At 72.2% G+C, this 21,459-nt stretch carries 18 protein-coding genes; 13 read left to right on the plus strand and 5 right to left on the minus strand.

Annotated features, from left to right (window positions below):
• The first annotated feature begins 28 nt into the window (after window positions 1–28).
• Entirely contained in the window at window positions 29–1,417 is a 1,389-nt protein-coding gene (locus OOJ98_RS01845; RefSeq protein WP_267052843.1) for a cystathionine beta-synthase, read from the plus strand.
• A gap of 399 nt (window positions 1,418–1,816) precedes the next feature.
• On the opposite strand, the gene OOJ98_RS01850 is transcribed toward OOJ98_RS01845, so the two are convergent.
• Window positions 1,817–2,788: a LuxR C-terminal-related transcriptional regulator gene (locus tag OOJ98_RS01850; RefSeq protein WP_267052844.1), complete on the minus strand. Its 972-nt coding sequence runs from the start codon at window positions 2,786–2,788 to the stop codon at window positions 1,817–1,819.
• Window positions 2,789–3,229: 441 nt separating this feature from the next.
• Between OOJ98_RS01850 and OOJ98_RS01855 the strand changes: the two genes are divergently transcribed.
• The 5 genes from OOJ98_RS01855 to OOJ98_RS01880 all read left to right on the plus strand — a co-directional run bounded on the left by OOJ98_RS01855 (window position 3,230) and on the right by OOJ98_RS01880 (window position 7,750).
• Window positions 3,230–3,400, plus strand: coding sequence for a hypothetical protein (locus OOJ98_RS01855; RefSeq protein ID WP_267052845.1), 171 nt, complete (start codon window positions 3,230–3,232; stop codon window positions 3,398–3,400).
• Window positions 3,401–3,406: 6 nt separating this feature from the next.
• The gene (locus OOJ98_RS01860; protein WP_267052846.1) at window positions 3,407–3,706 is read left to right on the plus strand and encodes a hypothetical protein; all 300 of its coding nucleotides are present in this window, start codon (window positions 3,407–3,409) and stop codon (window positions 3,704–3,706) included.
• A gap of 399 nt (window positions 3,707–4,105) precedes the next feature.
• A complete protein-coding gene (locus OOJ98_RS01865) occupies window positions 4,106–4,945 on the plus strand; it encodes a hypothetical protein (RefSeq protein WP_267052847.1) in 840 nt (279 codons plus the stop codon).
• 197 nt (window positions 4,946–5,142) lie between these two features.
• A complete protein-coding gene (locus tag OOJ98_RS01870; protein ID WP_267052848.1) occupies window positions 5,143–6,468 on the plus strand; it encodes a VCBS repeat-containing protein in 1,326 nt (441 codons plus the stop codon).
• Between the two features lie 130 nt (window positions 6,469–6,598).
• Entirely contained in the window at window positions 6,599–7,750 is a 1,152-nt protein-coding gene (locus OOJ98_RS01880; RefSeq protein ID WP_323177874.1) for an FG-GAP-like repeat-containing protein, read from the plus strand.
• A 111-nt stretch (window positions 7,751–7,861) separates the two neighbouring features.
• On the opposite strand, the gene OOJ98_RS01885 is transcribed toward OOJ98_RS01880, so the two are convergent.
• Both OOJ98_RS01885 and OOJ98_RS01890 read right to left on the minus strand, forming a co-directional pair.
• Complete coding sequence (locus OOJ98_RS01885) at window positions 7,862–8,302, minus strand: hypothetical protein (protein WP_267052849.1); 441 nt, start codon at window positions 8,300–8,302, stop codon at window positions 7,862–7,864.
• Entirely contained in the window at window positions 8,289–9,758 is a 1,470-nt protein-coding gene (locus OOJ98_RS01890) for a cytosine permease (RefSeq protein ID WP_267052850.1), read from the minus strand. The genes OOJ98_RS01885 and OOJ98_RS01890 overlap by 14 nt, the downstream gene beginning before the upstream one ends.
• A gap of 266 nt (window positions 9,759–10,024) precedes the next feature.
• On the opposite strand from OOJ98_RS01890, the gene OOJ98_RS01895 reads away from it, so the two are divergent.
• The 3 genes from OOJ98_RS01895 (at window position 10,025) to OOJ98_RS01905 (ending at window position 13,537) form a co-directional block, all read left to right on the plus strand.
• A complete protein-coding gene (locus OOJ98_RS01895; RefSeq protein WP_267052851.1) occupies window positions 10,025–11,470 on the plus strand; it encodes an aromatic amino acid ammonia-lyase in 1,446 nt (481 codons plus the stop codon).
• Between the two features lie 11 nt (window positions 11,471–11,481).
• A complete protein-coding gene (locus tag OOJ98_RS01900; RefSeq protein ID WP_267052852.1) occupies window positions 11,482–12,321 on the plus strand; it encodes a MurR/RpiR family transcriptional regulator in 840 nt (279 codons plus the stop codon).
• A 649-nt stretch (window positions 12,322–12,970) separates the two neighbouring features.
• A complete protein-coding gene (locus tag OOJ98_RS01905; protein WP_267052853.1) occupies window positions 12,971–13,537 on the plus strand; it encodes a hypothetical protein in 567 nt (188 codons plus the stop codon).
• 34 nt (window positions 13,538–13,571) lie between these two features.
• Here OOJ98_RS01905 and OOJ98_RS01910 read toward each other — a convergent pair whose 3' ends face one another.
• The gene (locus OOJ98_RS01910) at window positions 13,572–14,918 is read right to left on the minus strand and encodes a diaminopimelate decarboxylase (protein ID WP_267052854.1); all 1,347 of its coding nucleotides are present in this window, start codon (window positions 14,916–14,918) and stop codon (window positions 13,572–13,574) included.
• 115 nt (window positions 14,919–15,033) lie between these two features.
• On the opposite strand from OOJ98_RS01910, the gene hutU reads away from it, so the two are divergent.
• The 4 genes from hutU (at window position 15,034) to hutI (ending at window position 20,624) form a co-directional block, all read left to right on the plus strand.
• Window positions 15,034–16,698 (plus strand): urocanate hydratase, encoded by a 1,665-nt coding sequence (gene hutU, locus OOJ98_RS01915; protein WP_267052855.1) that lies wholly within the window; start codon window positions 15,034–15,036, stop codon window positions 16,696–16,698.
• Between the two features lie 98 nt (window positions 16,699–16,796).
• Complete coding sequence (locus OOJ98_RS01920; RefSeq protein WP_267052856.1) at window positions 16,797–17,987, plus strand: allantoate amidohydrolase; 1,191 nt, start codon at window positions 16,797–16,799, stop codon at window positions 17,985–17,987.
• Window positions 17,978–19,315, plus strand: coding sequence for a formimidoylglutamate deiminase (locus OOJ98_RS01925; RefSeq protein ID WP_267052857.1), 1,338 nt, complete (start codon window positions 17,978–17,980; stop codon window positions 19,313–19,315). The genes OOJ98_RS01920 and OOJ98_RS01925 overlap by 10 nt, the downstream gene beginning before the upstream one ends.
• Before the next feature lie 142 nt (window positions 19,316–19,457).
• A complete protein-coding gene (hutI, locus tag OOJ98_RS01930) occupies window positions 19,458–20,624 on the plus strand; it encodes an imidazolonepropionase (RefSeq protein WP_267052858.1) in 1,167 nt (388 codons plus the stop codon).
• A 447-nt stretch (window positions 20,625–21,071) separates the two neighbouring features.
• Here hutI and OOJ98_RS01935 read toward each other — a convergent pair whose 3' ends face one another.
• On the minus strand, window positions 21,072–21,383 hold the full coding sequence (locus tag OOJ98_RS01935) for a hypothetical protein (RefSeq protein WP_267052859.1): 312 nt from the start codon (window positions 21,381–21,383) through the stop codon (window positions 21,072–21,074).
• Window positions 21,384–21,459: the final 76 nt, after the last annotated feature.

Consider the following 21,459-nt stretch of genomic DNA (forward strand, 5'->3'; position numbering starts at 1 on the left):
GTACCTAATCGGAGACCCGGAGACAACGGTGCGATTCCACGACTCGATGATCAGCCTCGTAGGCAACACCCCGCTGGTGAGGCTCAACAGTGTGACCCAGGGCATTCAGGCGACAGTCCTGGCCAAGGTCGAGTACTTCAACCCGGGCGGCTCGGTGAAGGACCGGATCGCCGTCCGCATGATCGAGGCGGCCGAGCAGTCCGGCGCGCTCAAGCCCGGTGGCACCATCGTGGAGCCGACCAGCGGCAACACGGGTGTCGGCCTGGCCATCGTGGCCCAGCAGAAGGGCTACAAGTGCATCTTCGTCTGCCCTGACAAGGTCTCCACGGACAAGATCAACGTGCTGCGCGCGTACGGCGCCGAGGTCGTGGTCTGCCCGACCGCCGTCGACCCCGAGCACCCGGACTCGTACTACAACGTCTCCGACCGCCTGGTGCGCGAGACGCCCGGCGCCTGGAAGCCGGACCAGTACAGCAACCCGAACAACCCCCGTTCGCACTACGAGACCACCGGTCCCGAACTGTGGGACCAGACGGAGGGGAAGATCACCCACTTCGTCGCGGGCGTCGGCACCGGCGGCACCATCACCGGCACCGGGCGCTACCTCAAGGAGGCCAGCGACGGGAAGGTGCGCGTCGTCGGCGCGGACCCGGAGGGCTCCGTCTACAGCGGCGGCTCCGGCCGTCCGTACCTGGTCGAGGGCGTCGGCGAGGACTTCTGGCCGACCGCCTACGACCGTACGGTCACCGACGAGATCGTCGCCGTGTCCGACAAGGACTCCTTCCAGATGACCCGTCGCCTCGCCAAGGAGGAGGGACTCCTGGTCGGCGGCTCCTGCGGCATGGCCGTCGTGGCCGCGCTCAAGGTCGCCGAGGGCCTCGGCCCCGACGACGTGGTGGTCGTCCTGCTTCCGGACTCCGGCCGCGGCTACCTCTCGAAGATCTTCAACGACGAGTGGATGGCCGACTACGGCTTCCTGGAGGAGGGCACCCACTCGGCGCGCGTCTCCGACGTGCTCGGCTTCAAGGAGGCCGGCCACCTGCCGTCGCTGGTGCACATGCACCCCGAGGAGACGGTCGGGCAGGCCATCGAGGTGCTGCGGGAGTACGGGGTCTCGCAGATGCCCATCGTGAAGCCGGGCGCGGGGCACCCCGACGTGATGGCGGCGGAGGTCATCGGCTCGGTCGTCGAACGCGAGCTGCTCGACGCGCTGTTCGCCCAGCGGGCGCTGCTCGACGACCCGCTGGAGAAGCACATGAGCGCGCCGCTGCCGCAGGTCGGCTCGGGTGAGCCGGTGGGTGACCTGATGTCGGTGCTGGGGAAGGCGGATGCGGCGATCGTGCTGGTGGAGGGCAAGCCGACGGGTGTGGTGAGCCGCCAGGACCTCCTGGCCTTCCTGGCCCGCACCCCCCAGTAGCCTCCGCCCGGCCCCGCCGACACCCGGCGGGGCCCTGGGGGCTCGCCGCTTTCGCGCAACCGGTACGCGGACGACATGTTCGCGCAGCACCGGCTTAACACGGGACGTGCACAGTGGTGGCTGTCGGCGGCCCCGGGCAGGGGACCGGCCGACGCCACCAGTGGCGCCAGGGTCTTCCGGAGCGGCTCCCGGACCTCCCCGGGCGCCCGGGACGCTCCAGTCCGGCCCACGCCGGGGGCGGCGTCCCACGCGGGGACCGTCGCACGTCCCGGCCCCCGGGCGACCGGGGGTGAGCGACGGTCCCCGCAGCCACGTCCTGCCCCGGACGCAGCGGCCCGAACAGCGAGGTCCGCACAGCCGGCGGCCGCGACCGACCGACGTTGTCCCCCGCCCGTGTGCTCAGAGCCAGCCCTTCTGGGCGGCCTTGATCCCCGCTTCGAAGCGGCTGGAGGCGCCCAGGCGCTCCATGATGGAGGCGACCTGGCGCCGGATCGTGCGGTCGGTGAGGCCGAGGCGCTGGCCGACCGCTTCGTCGGTGAGGCCGGTGCCGAGGAGCCGCAGCAGTTCGCGTTCGTGGTCGGTGAGGCCCGTGGACGGGTCGTCCGGGTGCGCCGCCCCGAGCGGCACAGCAGTGGTCCAGGCCTGCTCGAACAGCTCGATCAGCGCGGTGACGATGCCGGGCTCCCTGACGTGGAGTGCGCCCACCCGGTTGTCGGCGGGGTCGGTGGGGACGAGGGCGTGGGCGCGATCCACGATGACCATCCGCTGGGGGATGGCCGGGGCCGTGCGGACCTCGCCGCCCTGACTCAGCAGGGCGTGGCTGTAGGCGGCGATGTGGCCGTGACCACGGGCGTGGTCCTGGTAAAGGGTGCGCATCGCGATGCCGCGTCCGAGGGCGGCGAGGTCGTGCTCGCGTGCCGCGTCGAGGTCGTCGGGCCGCTGGATGCCGGGCTGCACGCTCATGATCTCGGCACGGGCGTCACGGCCCAGACGTTCGAGCCGGCTGTGGATGGCGTCCATGCCGTGCAGGCGCTCGCCATGCGTGGAGCGTTGCTGTGCGCGGTCCGCGACGATCCGGCTGACTGCGGCGCGGGATGCGGCCAACTGCACCTGACGCTCGGCCAGTTCGGCCTCCTGACGGGCCACGATGTCGGCCAGGCCGATGTCGGGGTCGACGGCCCGCAACTGCCCCGGGTACTCGCTGGAGGCGCGGATCAGCATGAGCTGACCGAGCTCGTCGAGCCCCTCATGGACCTGTGTGGGCGTCAGGCCGCACAGGCGCGCGATCTGCTCGACGCCGTGGCTGGGATGGTCGAGCATGGCCCGGTAGACAGCGGCGGCGTCGGTACTGACGCCGAGTGCTTGCAGCATGGTGGTGAAACCCCCTCCGGCACACCGCCCCCCCGGCGGTGCTTCGCGCTCATGATCGCACTCGGCCACGCCGTCCTTCAAGCGTTCGACGTGCCATCGATGCAGGCCAGGGCGTAAGTGCAGCCGATTTTGCGGGGTGTCGCGGGGTGCTGCAGGGTGCTGCCCGGTCGTGTCCGCAGGGGGACCGCGCGTGGCCCGACCGGCACCGGAGACCGCGCGCGGCGCCACCGGTTCCGGACACGCGGGCCGGCCGGTGCCCTGTCCTGATCCGGATAAGCCCTGTTCAGGACCGTCGGAAACCCTTCCACGGGCCTTGATCTGCGGCGAAGCTGTTCATCGCCGCCAGGGAACAGCCCGAACGGCAACCGGACGAAGCGTCACCCGCGGGACGTCAGACCGGAGCAGAGCCACCGCCACCTCGATCCGTAAGGGACGATCACCATGATCCGCATCCACCTCCCCCAGGCAACCGCGGCCGTCGCACTCGTGCTGGGCGCCGCGCTCCTTCCGCTGGCGGCCACGGCGCCGGCCGCCCCCCACGTGGCCGCCGGGGCGTCCACAGCGCCCTCCGCCCCGGTCGCCTCCACGGACAGCCTGAGCTGGGGTGGCTGAGGTCGCATGGACATCGTCTACGCCCACCTGGACCGCCGTGCCGGGCTCGGCGCACAGCCGTCCGGCGAGGCGTCCGAAGTTCTGGGAGCCCTGTGGGCCCACGCGATGCCGGAGGACGGCCTGGAGCACGCCTCCGTCCGTAGCCAGGGAGACCGTGTCGACCTGCTGATGTACCTGCTCACCCTCGACTCGGCGGCCCCGGACTTCCGACCCGGGACACACCGCGCGGACACCCTGCTCCGCCGCTGCTACTCCACCTCGCCGCTGCTCCGGCGCCGCTACCTGCCGCCGTCGCCGCTGGGCTAGCCGGACCGGAACCGCCACCGAGGCGCACCGGCGCCGATGGCCACCGCGATCCGTGTTGCGCGACCGCTGTACCCGCAGGGCAGCCGTCCGTATACGTCACCCAAGTCCCTTGCGTGCCACCTCCGTTGACGGCGCAGCCGAACCGAGCCGTACCGCCCACCTGGCGACAGCGCCGGCAATTCGCCGTGCCGAAGCCGCGCCACCGACACCGAATCGCCGCGCGTCATGCGTCACCGCGCCATGCGTCACCGCGCCATGCGGCACCGCGCCGCGACGCCGCCGTACCGAAGCCGCTCCAGGGCTCGCCGAGTTCCTGGCGATGGCTGTTCCTGCAGGGCAGCCACGAGCGTACGACCTCCTTGTCCTCCACCCTCCGCCCCGGGAAAGGGCCGATCCTCCATGCCTGCCATCCGCCGCCGCACCCTCGCCGTCACCGCCGTGCCGGCCGTCGCCGCCGTCGTCTTCGCCGCCCTTCAGTACGACTCCGTCTCGGCAGCCGCACCCGCCCCGGCGCCGCGTTCCGCCGCCGCAGTGGTCGGAGCACCGGCCCCCACCACCGCACCCACCCCCTCCCAAGAGGCGGCGAGACCGCACGCCGCGCCCTCCCCGACGGCTTCCTCCGCCGCGTCGGCCCCGGCCTCTGCCCGGGTCCCGGCCGGCGCCTCGGCGGCCGGGCACTCGGCACCCGCTCCTCCGCTCGCCGCCCAGCAGCTGCCCAACGCCGCCAACGCCGCCTGGAAGCCAATGGGTTCACCCGTCGGGCGTCCTGCCGTCCAGCACATCGGGCTCAACGAATGCGTCGGCGTGGACGGCGCCACGGCCTGGCTCCAGCAGGGGTGGGTCAGTGCCGCGAAGACGCCGGCGATCCAGGACGCCTTCACCTTTGCCACGTCCGGCGCGGCCGAGGAAGCGTTCGAGCAGGCCGGTGCCGGCATGAAGAACTGCGCGGCTCCGCTGATCGCCCTGCAGAAGAAGAACGGCGGCGCCGCCGACGCCTCGGTGGCCTCCACGGCCACCGCCACCGACGCCACCGCCTGGCGCTACCGCTGGAACGCGGCGCCCGGCATGTCGGCCCCCGGGCCCCAGACCCACCACGTCTACCTCGCGGTCTCCGGCAACGAGCTGACGGTTCTGCAGTACACGGACCTGGCATCGGCCCAGCAGGCCGACACCGCGACCCCGGCCTCGGACCAGCAGTTCCTGGCCGTCCTCTCGGGGCAGCTCCGCGCGGCCCGCTGACGTCGCGCCGCCCGGCACGACGTCAGCGCCCGGTCGCCGAGCGCCACGTACGCCGCGCATCACACACAACAAACCTCGTACGCAACGCACTTGACACATCAGCAGTACGCACACCACGCACCACGCACATACACACCACGCACGCGCACACCACGCATGCCCCGCAGACCACTCGCATCGTCACAGAAGGAGCCGTCATGGCCCGCACTCAACGCACTTTCCTCGTTTCACTCGCCGCCGTCACCGCGCTGACCGCTACCGGCACACTGGTCGGCCTCGCCGCCGGTCCCGCTGCCTACGCCGCGTCCTCGGCCGGTGGCACGATCAGCCGCAGTGAGGTCCTGGCCCGCGCCCAGTCCTGGGTCGACGAGGGCGTCCCGTACAACAAGGGCGGCTACAAGACCGACGCGAACGGCACGTACAGAGAGGACTGCTCCGGGTACGTCTCCATGGCCTGGCACCTGACCAGCAGCCTGGTCACCCAGACGCTGCCCGATGTGTCCAGCCAGGTCGCCTTCTCCGCCCTCAAGCCCGGGGACGCCCTCGACTACACCGCGGAGCACACCTTCCTCTTCGCGGGCTGGACGAACCAGAGCAAGGGCGACTTCACGTACTACGCGGAGTCCAACCCCAACAACCCGACTCACGGCCCCACTTCGGCGAACATCAACAGCTCCAGCCTGGAGGGCTGGCCCACCAGCTACTACCAGGGGCTGCGCTACGACAACATCGTCGACGACCAGCAGACGCACGACCTGACGGGGGACGGGAAGGCGGATCTGATCGGGCTGGAGACGGATGGTTCGTTGACGCTTGCGGTGGGCACTGGTGACGGGTTCTCCAATTACCACACGATTGCGACGGGGTTCGGTCTGCACACGAAGGCGGATCGTTTGAGTTATGTGGATGCGGATGGTGATGGGAAGGCGGATCTGATCGGTCTGGAGACGGACGGGTCGTTGACGTTGGCGACGGGTTCGGGGAATGGGTTTTCCAACTACCACACGATTTCGAGTGGTTATGGGAAGTTCGTGAACAACAGTCGTTTGAAGTTCGCTGATGTGACGGGTGACGGTAAGGCGGACATTCTCGCGGTGGAGGATGACGGGACGATCACGATGGGTGTGGGTACGGGGAACGGTTTCAAGGACTTCCACACGATTGCGTCGGGCTTTGGTGGTTACCTGACGGGGAGTCGGCTCAAGTTCGCGGATGTGACGGGTGATGGTAAGGCGGATCTGGTCGCTCTGGAGACGAATGGTTCGCTGACGCTTGCGGCAAGCAATGGTGATGGGTTCTCCAACTACCACACGATTTCGAGTGGTTATGGCTCTTACGTCAATGACGACCGGCTGCGGCTGGGTGATGTGACGGGTGACGGGAAGGCTGATCTTCTCGCGGTGGAGAGCGATGGCACGCTGACGCTCGGGGTGGGTACGGGCAACGGTTTCAAGGACTTCCACAAGGTGGCCTCGGGCTTCGGCGGCTATGTGAACGACCACCGCCTCCAGCTCGCCGGCTGAACCGATACGGCAGGGCGATCGAGCCCAGCTCCGCGTCCCCGGCCGCACCGCCGGGGGCCTGTCCCTTCCGTCCCCGGGCCACCCGGCCCGGGGCCCTCTTCCCTCCCCGACTCCGTAAAGGTGCCCTTCCGTGTCGCTTTTTCCCCGCTCCTCTCGCCACGTCTCGCTCGCTGCCGCCGCGGGCGCCGCGCTGGTCTGCACGCTGACCCTCTCCGCCACACCGGCCGCCGCCGCGTCCGTCGAGACCTGGGACAAGGTCGCCCACTGCGAATCGACCGACAACTGGCAGGCCAACACCGGCAACGGGTACTACGGCGGTCTGCAAATCTCCGCATCCACGTGGAACGCGTTCGGTGGTCAGGCGTATGCCGCCTATCCCCACCAGGCCACAAAAAAGCAGCAGATCCTCATAGCCGAGAAGATCCTGGCGGGACAGGGTGCCGGGGCATGGGCGTGCGCTCCCGGAACGGGGCTCGCCACCGACACCGCGGTGCCCTACCCGCAGGGCTACGACCTGACGGGGGACGGGAAGGCGGATCTGATCGGGCTGGAGACGGATGGTTCGTTGACGCTTGCGGTGGGCACTGGTGACGGGTTCTCCAATTACCACACGATTGCGACGGGGTTCGGTCTGCACACGAAGGCGGATCGTTTGAGTTATGTGGATGCGGATGGTGATGGGAAGGCGGATCTGATCGGTCTGGAGACGGACGGGTCGTTGACGTTGGCGACGGGTTCGGGGAATGGGTTTTCCAACTACCACACGATTTCGAGTGGTTATGGGAAGTTCGTGAACAACAGTCGTTTGAAGTTCGCGGATGTGACGGGTGATGGTAAGGCGGACATTCTCGCGGTGGAGGATGACGGGACTATCACGATGGGTGTGGGTACGGGGAATGGTTTCAAGGACTTCCACACGATTGCGTCGGGCTTCGGTGGTTACCTGACGGGGAGTCGGCTCAAGTTCGCGGATGTGACGGGGGACGGGAAGGCGGATCTGGTCGCTCTGGAGACGAATGGTTCGCTGACGCTTGCGGCAAGCAATGGTGACGGGTTCTCCAACTACCACACGATTTCGAGTGGTTATGGCTCTTACGTCAATGACGACCGGCTGCGGCTGGGTGATGTGACGGGTGACGGGAAGGCCGATCTTCTCGCGGTGGAGAGCGATGGCACGCTGACGCTCGGGGTGGGTACGGGCAACGGTTTCAAGGACTTCCACAAGGTGGCCTCGGGCTTCGGCGGCTATGTGAACGACCACCGCCTCCAGCTCGCCGGCTGAACCGCGGGCAGCGACAGCGAAGAGGCCGGCGCCCCGTCAGGGCGTCGGCCTCGGGCACGTCCGCCATCCGGTACGCCGCGACCGTGCGGCGACCATGTGCGGAAGGCGGGCTCAGTCCGTCTCGTTCGACCGCCGGTCCTTGAACCGCGGCCACCGGTGCGCCGCGTGCACCGCGTTGACCGCGACGATGCCGCACCACGTCACGACCAGGCCCTTGAGCCCGCCTTGGACCCCGCCGATCGCGGAGAGCGGCACCGCCAGGATCAGGGAGATCATGGCGAAGCCGAAGCGTTCGCCGAAGTGGCTGTCGCCGTCGCGGGCCGGCCGGCCGCCGCGGGCCACGACCATCTGCTGCTCGGCCAGTTGGCGCCGCACCCGGCGGTCCACCGAGCCGTCGACCCGCTGCTCGACCTTCTCCAGGAAGGAGTCGACCAGCGCCGACTCGTAGTCGGGGCCGAGCTCCCTGCGGGCGTGGAGGGTGGCGTCCAGTTCCTTCTTGAGCTCGGGGTCCTTCAGCAGACTGGACCGGGGCTCGGTGTCACGGGCATCCATGCCGTTCACGGTACGGAGCGCCGGCCTCCTCCACAGTGGGGGTACCCCCCGTATTGCGGCCCCGCCGCCCCACCGCGAAGTACAACCCCGCCGGCACTGCGAGGCCCACCAGCCAGGAGATGTCCGCGCCGCCGAGCGGGTCGACCAGGGGGCCGGTGTAGAAGCTCGTTGCCAGGAACGGGAGTTGGGCCAGGACGCCGATGACGTACACCGCGAGCGCGTCCCAGCGCCACGCGCCGTAGCGGCCCCGCGCGTCGAACAGGGCGGGGACGTCGTAGCGCTCGCGGGAGATCAGGTAGTAGTCGACCAGGTTGACCGCCGACCACGGTGTGAAGAAGGTCAGCAGGAACAGCAGGAAGTCCTTGAACGAGGTCAGGAACGAGTCCTTGCCCGCGAGCGCCACCGCCGTGCCGGCCAGCATGATGCCGCCGATGTAGAGCGCGCGGGCGCGCGGGCCGACCGTCCGGTGGCCCCGGAACCCGCCGATGCCGGTCACCATCGACATGAACCCGCCGTAGGTGTTCAGGACGTTGATGGTGAGCTTGCCGAGCGCGATCGTGAAGTACAGGAACGAGGCGATCAGGCCCGCGCCGCCGAGCCCGACGACGTACCCCACCTGGTCGTCCAGGAACGCGTCGCCCGCCGTCGCGGCCACCAGGACGCCGAAGGTCATCGACCACTGCGAGCCGAGCGCCGAGCCCGCGAGGGTCCACCAGAACGTGGCGCGGGTGCTGGTCGTGCGGGGCAGATAGCGCGAGTAGTCCGCGACGTACGGGCCGAACGCGAGCTGCCACGACGCGGAGAGCGACATCGCGAGCAGGAACATCGGCAGGTGGAAGGCGCGGTCGTGCAGGACCGCCGTCAGGTCGATCCGGTCGAGCAGGCGGATGCCGAGGTAGACGAAGGCCAGCGCGCAGACCGCGCTCGCCACCCGGCCCAGCGCGTGGATGACCCGGTAGCCGATCGTCGCCGTCACCGCGGTGATCACGGCGAAGATCACGATGCCCGGGGTCTCGCCGAGATGGGTCAGCTCACCGACCGCCTGGCCCGCGAGCACCGTGCCGCTGGCGAAGAACCCGACGTACATCACGATCACCAGGAGCAGCGGCACCACCGCGCCCTTCACGCCGAACTGGGCCCGCGAGGAGATCATCTGCGGCAGTCCGAGCCGCGGGCCCTGCGCCGAGTGCAGCGCCATCACGGCGCCGCCGACGAGGTTGCCGGCGACCAGGCCGATCAGCGACCAGAACGCGCCGCCGCCGAAGACCACCGCGAGGGCGCCCGTCACCACGGCGGTGATCTGGAGGTTGGCGCCGAGCCACAGTGTGAACTGGCTGAAGGCGGTGCCGTGGCGCTCGGCGTCCGGGACGAAGTCGATGGAGCGGCGCTCGACGAACAGCCCGTTCGGCCGTCCGTCGCGGTCGCCGGCTCCGGTGGGCTCGGGTGATGCGGCCATGGTGAGGATGTGCTCCTTCGAGACGAGGAGGCGTCCGGGCTTGCCCGGCTGTATATCGTCATGCAGAGTTCTGGGTGGCTGAATAATTTGTCAATGGTTCGCGCCGGAGCCATGCGTTCCGCGTCCCGAAATGGTGGTGTTCGCGCATGTTGTCGTCCCACGACGTGGACGCCTTGACGGAGAAGTCCAGGGAGAAGTCCGAAGAGAAGTCCGAGGCGAGGTCCAGGGCGTCCCGGCCTTCGCCGGGGCCGGGAGCCCAAGGTGTCGTGCTCGACGGTGTGACCCTGGCCGTCGCCGACGTCGTGCGCCTCGCGGACGGCGCCGCACGGCCCGAGGCCGCCGCCGACGCGCTGCGGCGGGTCGAGCGCGCCTGGCACACCGCGCGCGAACTCGCCGCGTCCGGGCGGGTGTACGGCCGCTCCACCGGCGTCGGCGCCAACCGCAACGAGGCCGTGCCGACCGAGGCCGCCGCCGGGCACGGCCTGCGCCTGCTGCGCAGCCACGCCGGGGCCATCGGCGATCCGCTGCCCGACCGCGAGGTCCGCGCCATGCTCGCGGTACGCGCCAACCAGCTGCTCGCGGGCGGCGCCGGACTGCGCCCCACCGTCGTCACCGCGCTGTGCGAGGCGCTCGGGGCCGGGGCGCAGCCCGTGGTCAACGAGTTCGGCTCGGTCGGCACCGGCGACATCGCCGCCCTCGCCCAGGTCGGCCTCGCGCTCGCCGGCGAACACCCCTGGCGTGGCGGGCCCGCGCCCGAGCCGCAGCCCCTCGACAACAACGACGCGCTCGCGCTCATCAGCTCCAACGCGCTCACCCTCGGCCAGGCCGCGCTCGCCCTCGACGAACTGCGCCGCCTGATCTCGGCCGCCGAGACCGTCGGCGCTCTCTCGCTGCTCGCCGTGGACGGGTCCTACGAGGCGTACGCGGAGCCCGTGCACGCCGCGCGCCCGCACCCCGGGTCCCGTGCCACCGCCGCCCGGATGCGCGCGCTGCTCGGCGCCCCCGCGCGCCCCACCCCGCCGCTCGGCCGCATCCAGGACCCGTACGGCTTCCGCTGCCTGCCGCAGATCCACGGGCCCGCGCACGACGCCGCCGACGCCCTCGAAGCCGTCCTCGCGATCGAGGTCAACGCCGCCGCCGAAAACCCGCTGATCTCCCCGGACGACCTCGCCGCCTACCACCACGGCGGCTTCTACCTCGCCCAACTCGCCCTCGCGCTCGACCACTTCAGGCTGTCGGTCACCCAGGTCGCGCGGCTCTCCACCTCGCGCCTCTCCGCGCTCAACGAGCCCGCGTACACCCGCCTCAAGCCCTTCCTCGCCGACGCCGAGGCCGCCTCGTCGGGCGTGATGATCCTGGAGTACGCGGCCGGCGCCGCCCTCGGTGATCTGCGGGCCTTCGCCGCCCCGGCCTCGCTCGGCCACGCTGTACTCTCTCGGGGCGTCGAGGAGCAGGCCAGCTTCGCCTCGCTCGCGGCCCGCCAGACCCTGCGGATCGGCGGGGCGCTGCGGCTGGTGGTGGGGTGCGAACTCGTTGCTGCGATAAGGGCGTTGCGCCAGCGCGGGCTGCGTCCGGACCCGGAGCTTCCGGTGGGACGGGCGTACGCGCTCGCCGACGCGGTGCTCGACGAGGATGTCACCGACCGGCCGCTGACCGACGACGTCGACCGGGCGGCCGCACTGCTCGACCGGTTCAAGGACGTGGACGTATGAAGGGGGACGGCATGAGCGAAGGCCCTGCCGCACGGCTGCAACAGCTCTTCGAGGGGCGCCGGCTGACCCCGACCCAGCGGCGCATCGCCCACTGCATGGTGCGCCAGGCCTCCGACGTGCCGTTCCTGTCCAGCGTCGAGCTCGCCGAACTCGCCGGCGTCAGCCAGCCCTCGGTGACCCGGTTCGCCGTCGCGCTCGGCTTCGACGGCTATCCGGCGCTCCGCCGTCATCTGCGCGAGGTGGCTCCGGCGCCGGCCGACACGGTGGCCGAGGCCTCGTACAACGAGTACCAGCAGGCGGTGCGGGCCGAGATCGAGAACCTCCAGCACCTCGCGGCGCTGCTCGCCGACCCGGGGCCGGTCGAGGACGCGGGGCGCCTCCTCGCGGCGTCCCGGCCGCTGCCCGTGCTCGGGCTGCGCGCCGCCTCCTCGCAGGCGCGCGGGTTCGCCTACTTCGCGGCGAAGGTGCATCCCGATGTACGCCTCCTCGACGAGGGCGGCACGATGCTGGCCGACCGGATCGACGCGGCGCTGCGGGCGGGGGCGTCGGCGCTGCTGTGCTTCGCGCTGCCGCGCCATCCGAGGGAGGTCGTGGAGGCGCTCGCGTACGCGCAGTCGGTGGGGCTGACGGTGGTGACCGTCGCCGACTCCGCGTTCGCGCCGGTGGCCAAGTACAGCGATCTGCTGATTCCGGCGGCGGTCGGGACGGGGCTGGCCTTCGACACCGCGTGTGCGCCGATGCTGTTGGGGCGGGTGTTGCTGGAGGCCATGTGTGACGGGTTGCCCTACGCGCAGGCCCGCCTGGAGGAATTCGACGCGAAAGCCGCGTCCCGCGGCCTGTTCGTGGAGTAGCCCCGGCCCCGCCCGCCGGGGGTGACTGCCCGATGCCGGGTGCCCTACGTCTTTAGGGGCGCGGGGCTGTGCCGTTTGCGCGGCTCCGCCGCGGTGGGCGCGGGCCGTGGGCCCGACCCCGGGTGCCCTACGTCTTTAGGGGCGCGGGGAACTGCGCGAGACGCGGGCACGGTCCGCAGACGAAAGCGGGGTTGCTGGGGCTCCGCCCCAGGCCCCGGGATGGCCCCACCCCACCCCTTCCCGAAACCCTCCGGGGGTTATGAACGGCTGAGGTTCAGGACCTGGGGCTCTGCCCCAGACCCCGTTCGCGCCCGAAAGGCGCTCGTCCTCAAGCGCCGGACGGGCTGAGGGGGCGCTCGTCCTCAAACGCCGGACGGGCTGGAGACGCCGGATGGGCTGGAGACGCCGGACGGGCTGGCTATGCCGGACGGGCTGGAGATGCCGGGAACGGGCGCCCTGCCAAAAGGCGTGAGGACGCCGAGACCAGGCACCCTGCCCAAGGGCAGCCCACCAGGGGCGCGGGGAACTGCGCAGGGCGGGCTGAGGGGTGCGTGCCGGCCGGCATCGAGGGGTGGGCCCGCTCTCACCAAGCGCTCAGATTGGGTCGTTAACCTCCGCCCGGAGACGAACAAGCGCAGGGAGGTGCGACGTGGGTCGCGGAGGGCAGGCGCTGGCGCGCGTGGCGGTGGTCGTACGGGCCGGAGCGGCCCCACTCTGGTGGCTGGGGCTGACCGCCGCCGCCCTGGGGGCCGCGCTCCCCGTGAGCCTCACCGGCCGCCGGATCGGGCTGCTCGCGGGCGCCGCCGCGTTCGTCGTCGCCGCGGCCGTCGTCCCGCTGGCCCGGCGCCGCCGCTACGCGCACTTCGCCGAGGCCGCCTCGCGCGCCGCCAAGGCCGACTTCCTCCAGGACCGCGCCGTCACCGTCCGCACCTGGCGGCGCGCCCGGCGCTGGTGGCTGCTGCTCGCCTTCCTCGCCGCTGCCGCGTCCTGCCTCGCGCTGCCCGGCGCGGCCGGCCTCCTGATGGCGGGTGCGGGCGCCGGACTCTGGCTCAAGGCCACGTGGCTCGGCCGTCTGGAGCGTACGGCCGACGCGCTGCTCTGGGTCCGTACGGACTGGGTGCCCCGGGGCGCACCGGTGGGCGGGGCGGTGCGCGGCTTCCGGGCGACCGGCCTCGGCGCCGGGGACGCGGCGCCCGGCGGATCCCGCCGCCGCTGAGCCACCCGCCCCCGCATCCCGCACGGGCCCGCGCTCAGAGCAGCGCGTCCGTGTGGTCGCCGCCCGCCTCCGCCACCAGCTCCGCCACCGGCTGCGGGCTGCGTACCGTCGCGAAGCGCACGCCGTCGGGTTCCGCCGTGAAGCCGTAAACGCCGGGCCGGACAAGGGAGTTGTACGAGTAGTGGTGGGCGAAGTAGTACGCCCCGGTGTCGAGCACCGCCGTGTGGTCGCCCTGTTCGAGCAGCGGCAGCGGCCGGTTCTCGGCGAGCAGGTCACCGGCGAAGCAGGCCGGCCCCGCGACGTCCTGTGCGACGGCGGGCCCCGGCTTGGGGCGGCCCTTCGCGTCGTACGCCTCGATCCTGAGCGGCCAGGACGCGGGCGCGTACACGGTGCGGGCGGCGATCTGCACGCCGGCGTGGGTGACCGCGATGGGCCGGCCGCCCGAACGCTTGGCGTACTCGACCCGCGCGAGCACCGTGCCGTGCTTGGCCAGCGATGAGCGGCCGAACTCCGTCACCAGCGCGTACCGCCCGTCGAACAGGCCGGGCACCGTCTCCTTGAGGACGCGCGCGTACGTGGCGTACGTGGGGGTCTCCTCGTCCGAGCCGAAGTTGACCGGGAGCCCGCCGCCGATGTCGAGGGTGTCGACCTGGCGCCGGCCCACCGCCGCGTTGATCTCCTCGGCGAGTTCGTAGGCGGCCAGGACCCCTTGCGCCATGAGGGGGAGCGCCACGCCCTGCGAGCCGGTGTGGGTGTGCAGCCGGGTCAGCCAGGGGCGCGCCGCGTACGCCTTGACGACCCAGTCGCGGGCGCCGTCGTCGAGGAGCGCGACCCCGAACTTCGACGTCGCGGTCGCCGTGGACAGCGCGTCGATCGACCCCGCGCCCACCTGCGGGTTGACGCGGAGCCCGAGCGGCGAGGAGGTGTCCGCCGACGCCACGAGCGCGTCCAGGCGGGCCAGCTCCTGCGGGTTGTCCGCGTTGACGGCGATCCCCAGCGCGAGCGCCTCGCGCAGCTCGGCCGGGGTCTTGGCGGGGGAGTCGAGCACCGTGGCGGTGGGGTCGACCCCGGCGGCCCGCGCGAGCGCCAGTTCGCCGGGGCTCGCGACCTCGGCGCCCAGGCCCTCGGCGCGCAGCAGGCGCAGCACCGGGACGAGCGGGCAGGCCTTCACGGCGAAGGCGTGCAGCACCGGCGCGTCGGTGACCTCGGCGAACGCGGCGCGCAGGGCGGCGGCGCCGGCGCGGATGCCGGTGATGTCGAGGAGGGCGACGATGGGGTCGTCGGGCCCGGTGAGGCCCTGCTCCACCGCGGCCCGCACGGCCTGTGCGCGACGCTCGGCCGCGGCGGCCCCGGCCGTGGGGGACGTTGCCTGGGAACTCATGCGATCAAGCCAATCACCGGGAGGGCCGGAGCGCAGGGGCGCGTTACGTATTGACTAGTTCTATTCAGTGACCCAGGATGTGAATATCTGGATCAGGTCACGAGGAGGCATCGCCATGTCAGGACCCCGCCCCGTACGGGCACCGCGCGGTACGGAACTGAGCGCCCTGGGATGGCAGCAGGAAGCCGCGCTGCGCATGCTCCAGAACAACCTCGACCCCGAGGTCGCCGAACACCCCGACCAGCTCGTCGTCTACGGCGGCACCGGCAAGGCCGCTCGTGACTGGCGCTCCTTCGACGCGATGGTGCGGACGCTGCGCACCCTCAAGCAGGACGAGACGATGCTGGTCCAGTCCGGCCGTCCGGTCGGCGTCATGCAGACGCACGAGTGGGCGCCGCGCGTGCTGATCGCCAACTCCAACCTCGTCGGCGACTGGGCCAACTGGGAGGAGTTCCGCCGCCTGGAGGCGCTCGGCCTCACCATGTACGGCCAGATGACGGCCGGCTCGTGGATCTACATCGGCACGCAGGGCATCCTCCAGGGAACGTACGAGACGTTCGCCGCGGTCGCCGCGAAGAAGTTCAACGGCACGCTCGCGGGCACGATCACGCTCACCGCGGGGCTCGGCGGCATGGGCGGCGCCCAGCCGCTCGCCGTCACGATGAACGACGGCGTCGCGATCTGTATCGACGTCGACCCGCGCGCCATCGAGCGCCGCATCGAGCACCGCTACCTCGACGTGAAGGCCGACTCCCTGGAGCACGCGCTCCAGCTGGCCGTCGAGGCGCGCGACGCCCGCCGCCCGCTCTCCATCGGCCTCCTCGGCAACGCGGCGGAGCTGCTGCCGCGGATGCTCGCCGAGGGCGCCCCCGTCGACATCGTGACCGACCAGACCTCGGCCCACGACCCGCTGGCCTACCTCCCCGTCGGCGTCGACTTCGACGACATGGCGACGTACGCGGCGAAGGACCCGGCGGGCTTCACCACCCGCGCGCGTGAGTCCATGGCCAAGCACGTCGAGGCGATGGTCGGCTTCATGGACGCCGGCGCCGAGGTCTTCGACTACGGCAACTCCATCCGCGGCGAGGCCCAACTTGCGGGCTACGAGCGGGCGTTCGCCTTCCCCGGCTTCGTGCCGGCCTACATCCGTCCGCTCTTCTGCGAGGGCAAGGGCCCGTTCCGCTGGGCGGCCCTGTCGGGCGAGGCGTCCGACATCCACAAGACCGACAAGGCGCTGCTCGACCTCTTCCCGGAGAACGAGTCGCTGCACCGCTGGATCAAGATGGCCGGCGAGCGGGTCCACTTCCAGGGGCTGCCCGCGCGTATCTGCTGGCTCGGCCAGGGCGAGCGGGACAAGGCGGGCGACATGTTCAACGACATGGTCGGCAACGGCACGCTCGCGGCGCCGCTCGCGATCGGCCGCGACCACCTCGACTGCGGGTCGGTGGCGTCTCCGTACCGCGAGACCGAGGCGATGCTCGACGGCTCGGACGCGATTGCCGACTGGCCGCTCCTGAACGCCATGGTGAACGTCGCCTCCGGCGCGTCCTGGGTCTCCATCCACCACGGCGGCGGGGTCGGCATGGGCCGGTCCATCCACGCGGGGCAGGTGTCCGTGGCGGACGGCACCAAGCTGGCGGGCGAGAAGATCCGCCGGGTGCTCACCAACGACCCCGGGATGGGCGTCATCCGGCACGTCGACGCCGGGTACGACATCGCGGAGCGGGTCGCCTCGGAGAAGGGCGTACGCGTCCCGATGCGAGAGGGCGCCCCCGAGTGACCCCGGACGCGACCAGCCGCCCACGGTCCGCAGCCGGGCACGTTCCCCCGGAGGGTCTCGGGAAGGGGCGGGCCGGGGAAGGACCCTCCTTCCAGGAGATGTGGCGCGAGCTCGCCCCCATCGGGCGCGACAGCGAAACCCGCGGGTACCGCCGCCACGCCTGGACCGCCGCCGACGCCGACTGCCGCGCCTGGTTCCGGGCGCAGGCCGAGTCCCGCGGGCTCACCTACGAGCTCGACCGCAACGGCAACCAGTGGGCCTGGGCCGGCGACCCGGAGGCGGGTGACGCCGTCGTCACCGGCTCGCACCTCGACTCCGTCCCCGACGGCGGCGCCTTCGACGGCCCCCTCGGCGTCGTCTCGTCCTTCGCCGCGCTCGACGAACTCCGGCGCAGGGGCGCGGAGTTGAACCGCCCCCTCGCCATCACCAACTTCGGCGACGAAGAGGGCGCACGGTTCGGTCTCGCCTGCGTCGGCTCCCGGCTCGCCGCCGGACAGCTCACCGTCGAGGCCGCGCACCGCCTGCGCGACCAGGACGGGATCAGCCTCCCGCGGGCGATGGAGCGGGCCGGGTACGACCCGGACACCATCGGCCCCGACCCCGAACGCCTCGCCCGTATCGGCGCGTTCGTCGAGCTCCACGTCGAACAGGGCCGCGCGCTCGACCTCAGCGGCGACGCCGTCGGCATCGCCTCCGCGATCTGGCCGCACGGCCGCTGGCGGTTCGACTTCGCGGGCGAGGCCAACCACGCGGGCACCACCCGCCTGGTCGACCGGCGCGACCCGATGCTGACGTACGCCGAGACGGTCCTGGCCGCCCGCCGCGAGGCCGAACTCGCGGGCGCGGTCGCCACGTTCGGCAAGATCTCCTGCGAGCCCAACGGCGTCAACGCGATCCCGTCGATGGTGCGCGGCTGGCTCGACTCGCGCGCCGCCGACCAGTCCACCCTGGACACCGTCGTCACCGCGATCGAGCGGGCCGCCAAGGAGCGCGCCGAGCGCGACGGCGTGGACCTCGCCGTCGTACGCGAGTCGTTCACGCCCGTAGTGGAGTTCGAGCACGCGCTGCGCGACGAGATCGCCAAGATCCTCGGCGGCGGCGCACCGGTCCTGGGGACGGGCGCGGGACACGACGCCGGAATCCTCTCCGGTTCGATCCCGACCGCCATGCTGTTCGTACGCAACCCGACCGGCGTCTCGCACTCGCCGGCCGAGTACGCCGGCGAGGACGACTGCGTCGCCGGCGTGCTCGCACTCGCCGATGTACTGGAGGGCCTGGCGTGCAGGTGACGTACTGGCTGGAACACGCCTGGCTCGACCCCACGGTCGAGCCGGGCGTGGTCGTGGAGGTGTCCGACGACGGCCGGATCTCCGCCGTCCGCACGGGCGTCGAGGCGCCGCCGCCCGACGCCGTGGTGCTGCGCGGATTCACCGTCCCCGGCCTCGCCAACACCCACTCGCACGCCTTCCACCGCGCCCTGCGCTCCACCGTGCAGGTCGGCTCGGGCACGTTCTGGACCTGGCGCGAGATCATGTACCAGGTCGCGTCCCGGCTCACCCCGGACTCGTACTACGCGCTCGCCCGCGCGGTGTACGCGGAGATGGCGCTCGCCGGGATCACCGCGGTCGGCGAGTTCCACTACGTGCACCACGCGCCGGGCGGCACCCCCTACGACGACCCCAACGCGATGGGCGAGGCGCTGATCGCCGCGGCCGCCGACGCGGGCATCCGGATCACGCTGCTCGACACGGCGTACCTCTCCTCCGGCTTCGGGGCCGCCCCGGACCGCCACCAGCTGCGCTTCAGCGACGGCACGGCCGAGGCGTGGGCGGAACGCTGCTCCTCGCTCAAGGAGCGGACGCACGCCCGGATCGGCGCGGCCGTCCACTCCGTACGGGCCGTCCCCGCACGGGAGTTGGCCACGGTCGCCCAGTGGGCCGAGGCGCGCCGCGCCCCGCTCCACGTCCATCTCTCCGAGCAGACCGCGGAGAACGCCGCCTGCCTCGACGCGTACGGGATGACGCCCACCCAGCTGCTCGCCGAGCACGGGGTGCTCGGCGCGCGGACCACGGGCGTGCACAACACGCACCTCACCGACGGGGACATCGCGCTCCTCGGCTCCACCTCCACCGGCACCTGCATGTGCCCCACCACCGAACGCGACCTCGCCGACGGCATCGGGCCCGCGCCCGCCCTCCAGCGGGCCGGCTCCCCGCTCTCGCTCGGCAGCGACAGCCACGCCGTGATCGACCTCCTCGAAGAGGCGCGGGCGATGGAGCTCGACGAGCGGCTGCGGACGCGGACGCGGGGGCACTGGACCGCGGCGGCGCTGCTGCGCGCGGCGACGCTGGACGGGCACGCGGCGCTGGGGTGGGGGGAGGCCGGGCGGATCGAGCCCGGTGCGCTCGCCGACCTCGCCACGATCGCCCTGGACTCCGTGCGGACGGCGGGGGCCGTGGCTCGGCTCGCCGCGGAGACGGCGGTGTTCGCGGCTACCGCCGCGGATGTGCGGCACGTCGTGGTGGGGGGCCGCCAGGTCGTCCGCGACGGCGCCCACACCCTCGTCCCCGACGTCCCGTCGGCCCTCTCCAAGGCCATGACCACCCTACGAACCTGACCCCCGGGGCCGGATGGTGCCGCCCGGCACCGAGCAGCCAGGGGCGCGGGGAACTGCGCGACCAGCCACGCACGGCCCGCAGCCCGGATCCATCCCCCGGAGGGTCTCGGGAAGGGGCGGGGCGGGGAGCGGAAAGGAATCCATGAGCACCACCCTCGTACGCAACATCGCCACCCTCGTCACCAACGACCCGGAGCGGGAGGACGGCCCCCTCGGTCTCATCCGGGACGCCGCCCTCGTCGTCGAGGGCGACCGCATCGCCTGGGCGGGCCGCACCGCCGACGCCCCCGCCGCCGACACCGCCGTCGACGCCCGGGGCCGAGCCGTCGTCCCCGGCTTCGTCGACTCCCACTCCCACCTCGTCTTCGCGGGCGACAGGACCCAGGAGTTCAACGCCCGCATGAGCGGCCAGGCCTACGCCGCCGGCGGCATCCGCACCACCGTCGCCGCGACCCGCGCCGCGAGCGACGAGGAGCTGGGGGCCAACGTCGCCCGCTACCTCGCCGAGGCGCTGCGCCAGGGCACCACCACCCTGGAGACCAAGTCCGGGTACGGCCTCACCGTCGAGGACGAGGCCCGCGCGCTGCGCATCGCCGCCGAGCACACCGACGAGGTCACCTACCTGGGCGCGCACATCGTCGCCCCCGAGTACGCCGACGACCCCGCCGGGTACGTCGCCCTGGTCACCGGCGAGATGCTGGACGCCTGCGCCCCGTACGCCCGGTGGATCGACGTGTTCTGCGAGAAGGGCGCCTTCGACGGCGACCAGGCGCGGGCGATCCTCACCGCCGGCCAGGCCAAGGGGCTGCTCGCGCGGGTCCACGCCAATCAGCTCACCTACGGGCCCGGCGTGCAGCTCGCCGTGGAGCTGGGCGCGGCTTCCGCCGACCACTGCACCCACCTCACCGACGCGGACGTCGACGCCCTCGCCAACGGCAGCACCGTCGCGACCCTGCTGCCCGGTGCCGAGTTCTCCACCCGGGCCCAGTGGCCGGACGCCCGGCGGCTGTTGGACGCGGGCGCCACCGTCGCGCTGTCCACCGACTGCAACCCGGGCTCGTCGTTCACGTCCTCGATGCCGTTCTGCATCGCCCTCGCCGTACGCGACATGAAGATGACCCCGGACGAGGCGCTCTGGTCGGCGACCGCCGGTGGCGCCGCCGCGCTGCGCCGCACCGACATCGGCCGGCTCTCCCCGGGCGCCCGCGCCGACCTGGCGTTCCTCGACGCGCCCTCGCACGTCCACCTCGCCTACCGGCCCGGTGTCCCGCTGGTGAGCGAGGTCTGGCGGGCCGGCCGCACGGTCTGAACGTGCCCGGCGTCCGTCCCGGCTTCGAGGGGGCCCGGCCTGATGGCGTGGAAGGACCGGGCCCCGGCGTGGCCGAAGGGGACGCGGGGCGGCCGTGGCGGCGGTGGCGGCCGTCGCCACTGAACGCGGTGCGGTGGCCGTCGCCACCGTGACCGCCGTGCGGTGGGCGCCGCCGGATCCGGCAAACCCGGGCGGGGTCCGGCCCGTACCGGCGCCGCACACCGCCCCGCACACACCCCGCGGGCACGGCCGCTTCTCCCACGGCTGTGCCCCCTTCGTCCGCGCGGCCCTCCCCGGACCGCTGCGCCTCCGGTTACGTGTCCAGGGACGCCGGGAACCCCCGTCGCCGGTTGCGCGGGGCGGACGGCGCTCGGGAGTGCGCCGGCCGCGCGGACCCGCGCCGCACGCCCCTGTGCCTCCCGTCGACCGCGCCCGCCCGTGCGGCCGTCAGGAGCCGGCCAGACGCTCGATCTCCGCGGTGTCACCCGTCGCGAGCACCGTGAACAGGCGCACCACCTCGTCCTTGGAGACACCGGCGATCTGGCGCGGGGACGCGTCCGGGTCGTCCAGGTTCTCCCACAGGAGCCAGAGCAGCTCGCCGCTGGGGAAGGCGCTCAGCGACCAGCCGTTCTCGTGGGTGAGGGAGACATCGGGGTGCTCGTCGTCGGCGTCGGCGAGGCCGTCGAGGATCGTACGCATCGTCGCTTCGTCGGGTGCCTCGACGGAGGTGCCCGACAGGTCGGTCATGAAGTAGCTCATACCGTGCATTAGCTCACGCACGCGCCTCCCGCGTGCCCCCGGCCCCGTCCGCCCCACCGGTCCCGTGGTCCCGGAA

Source organism: Streptomyces sp. NBC_00083 (assembly GCF_026343295.1).
Classification (GTDB): domain Bacteria; phylum Actinomycetota; class Actinomycetes; order Streptomycetales; family Streptomycetaceae; genus Streptomyces.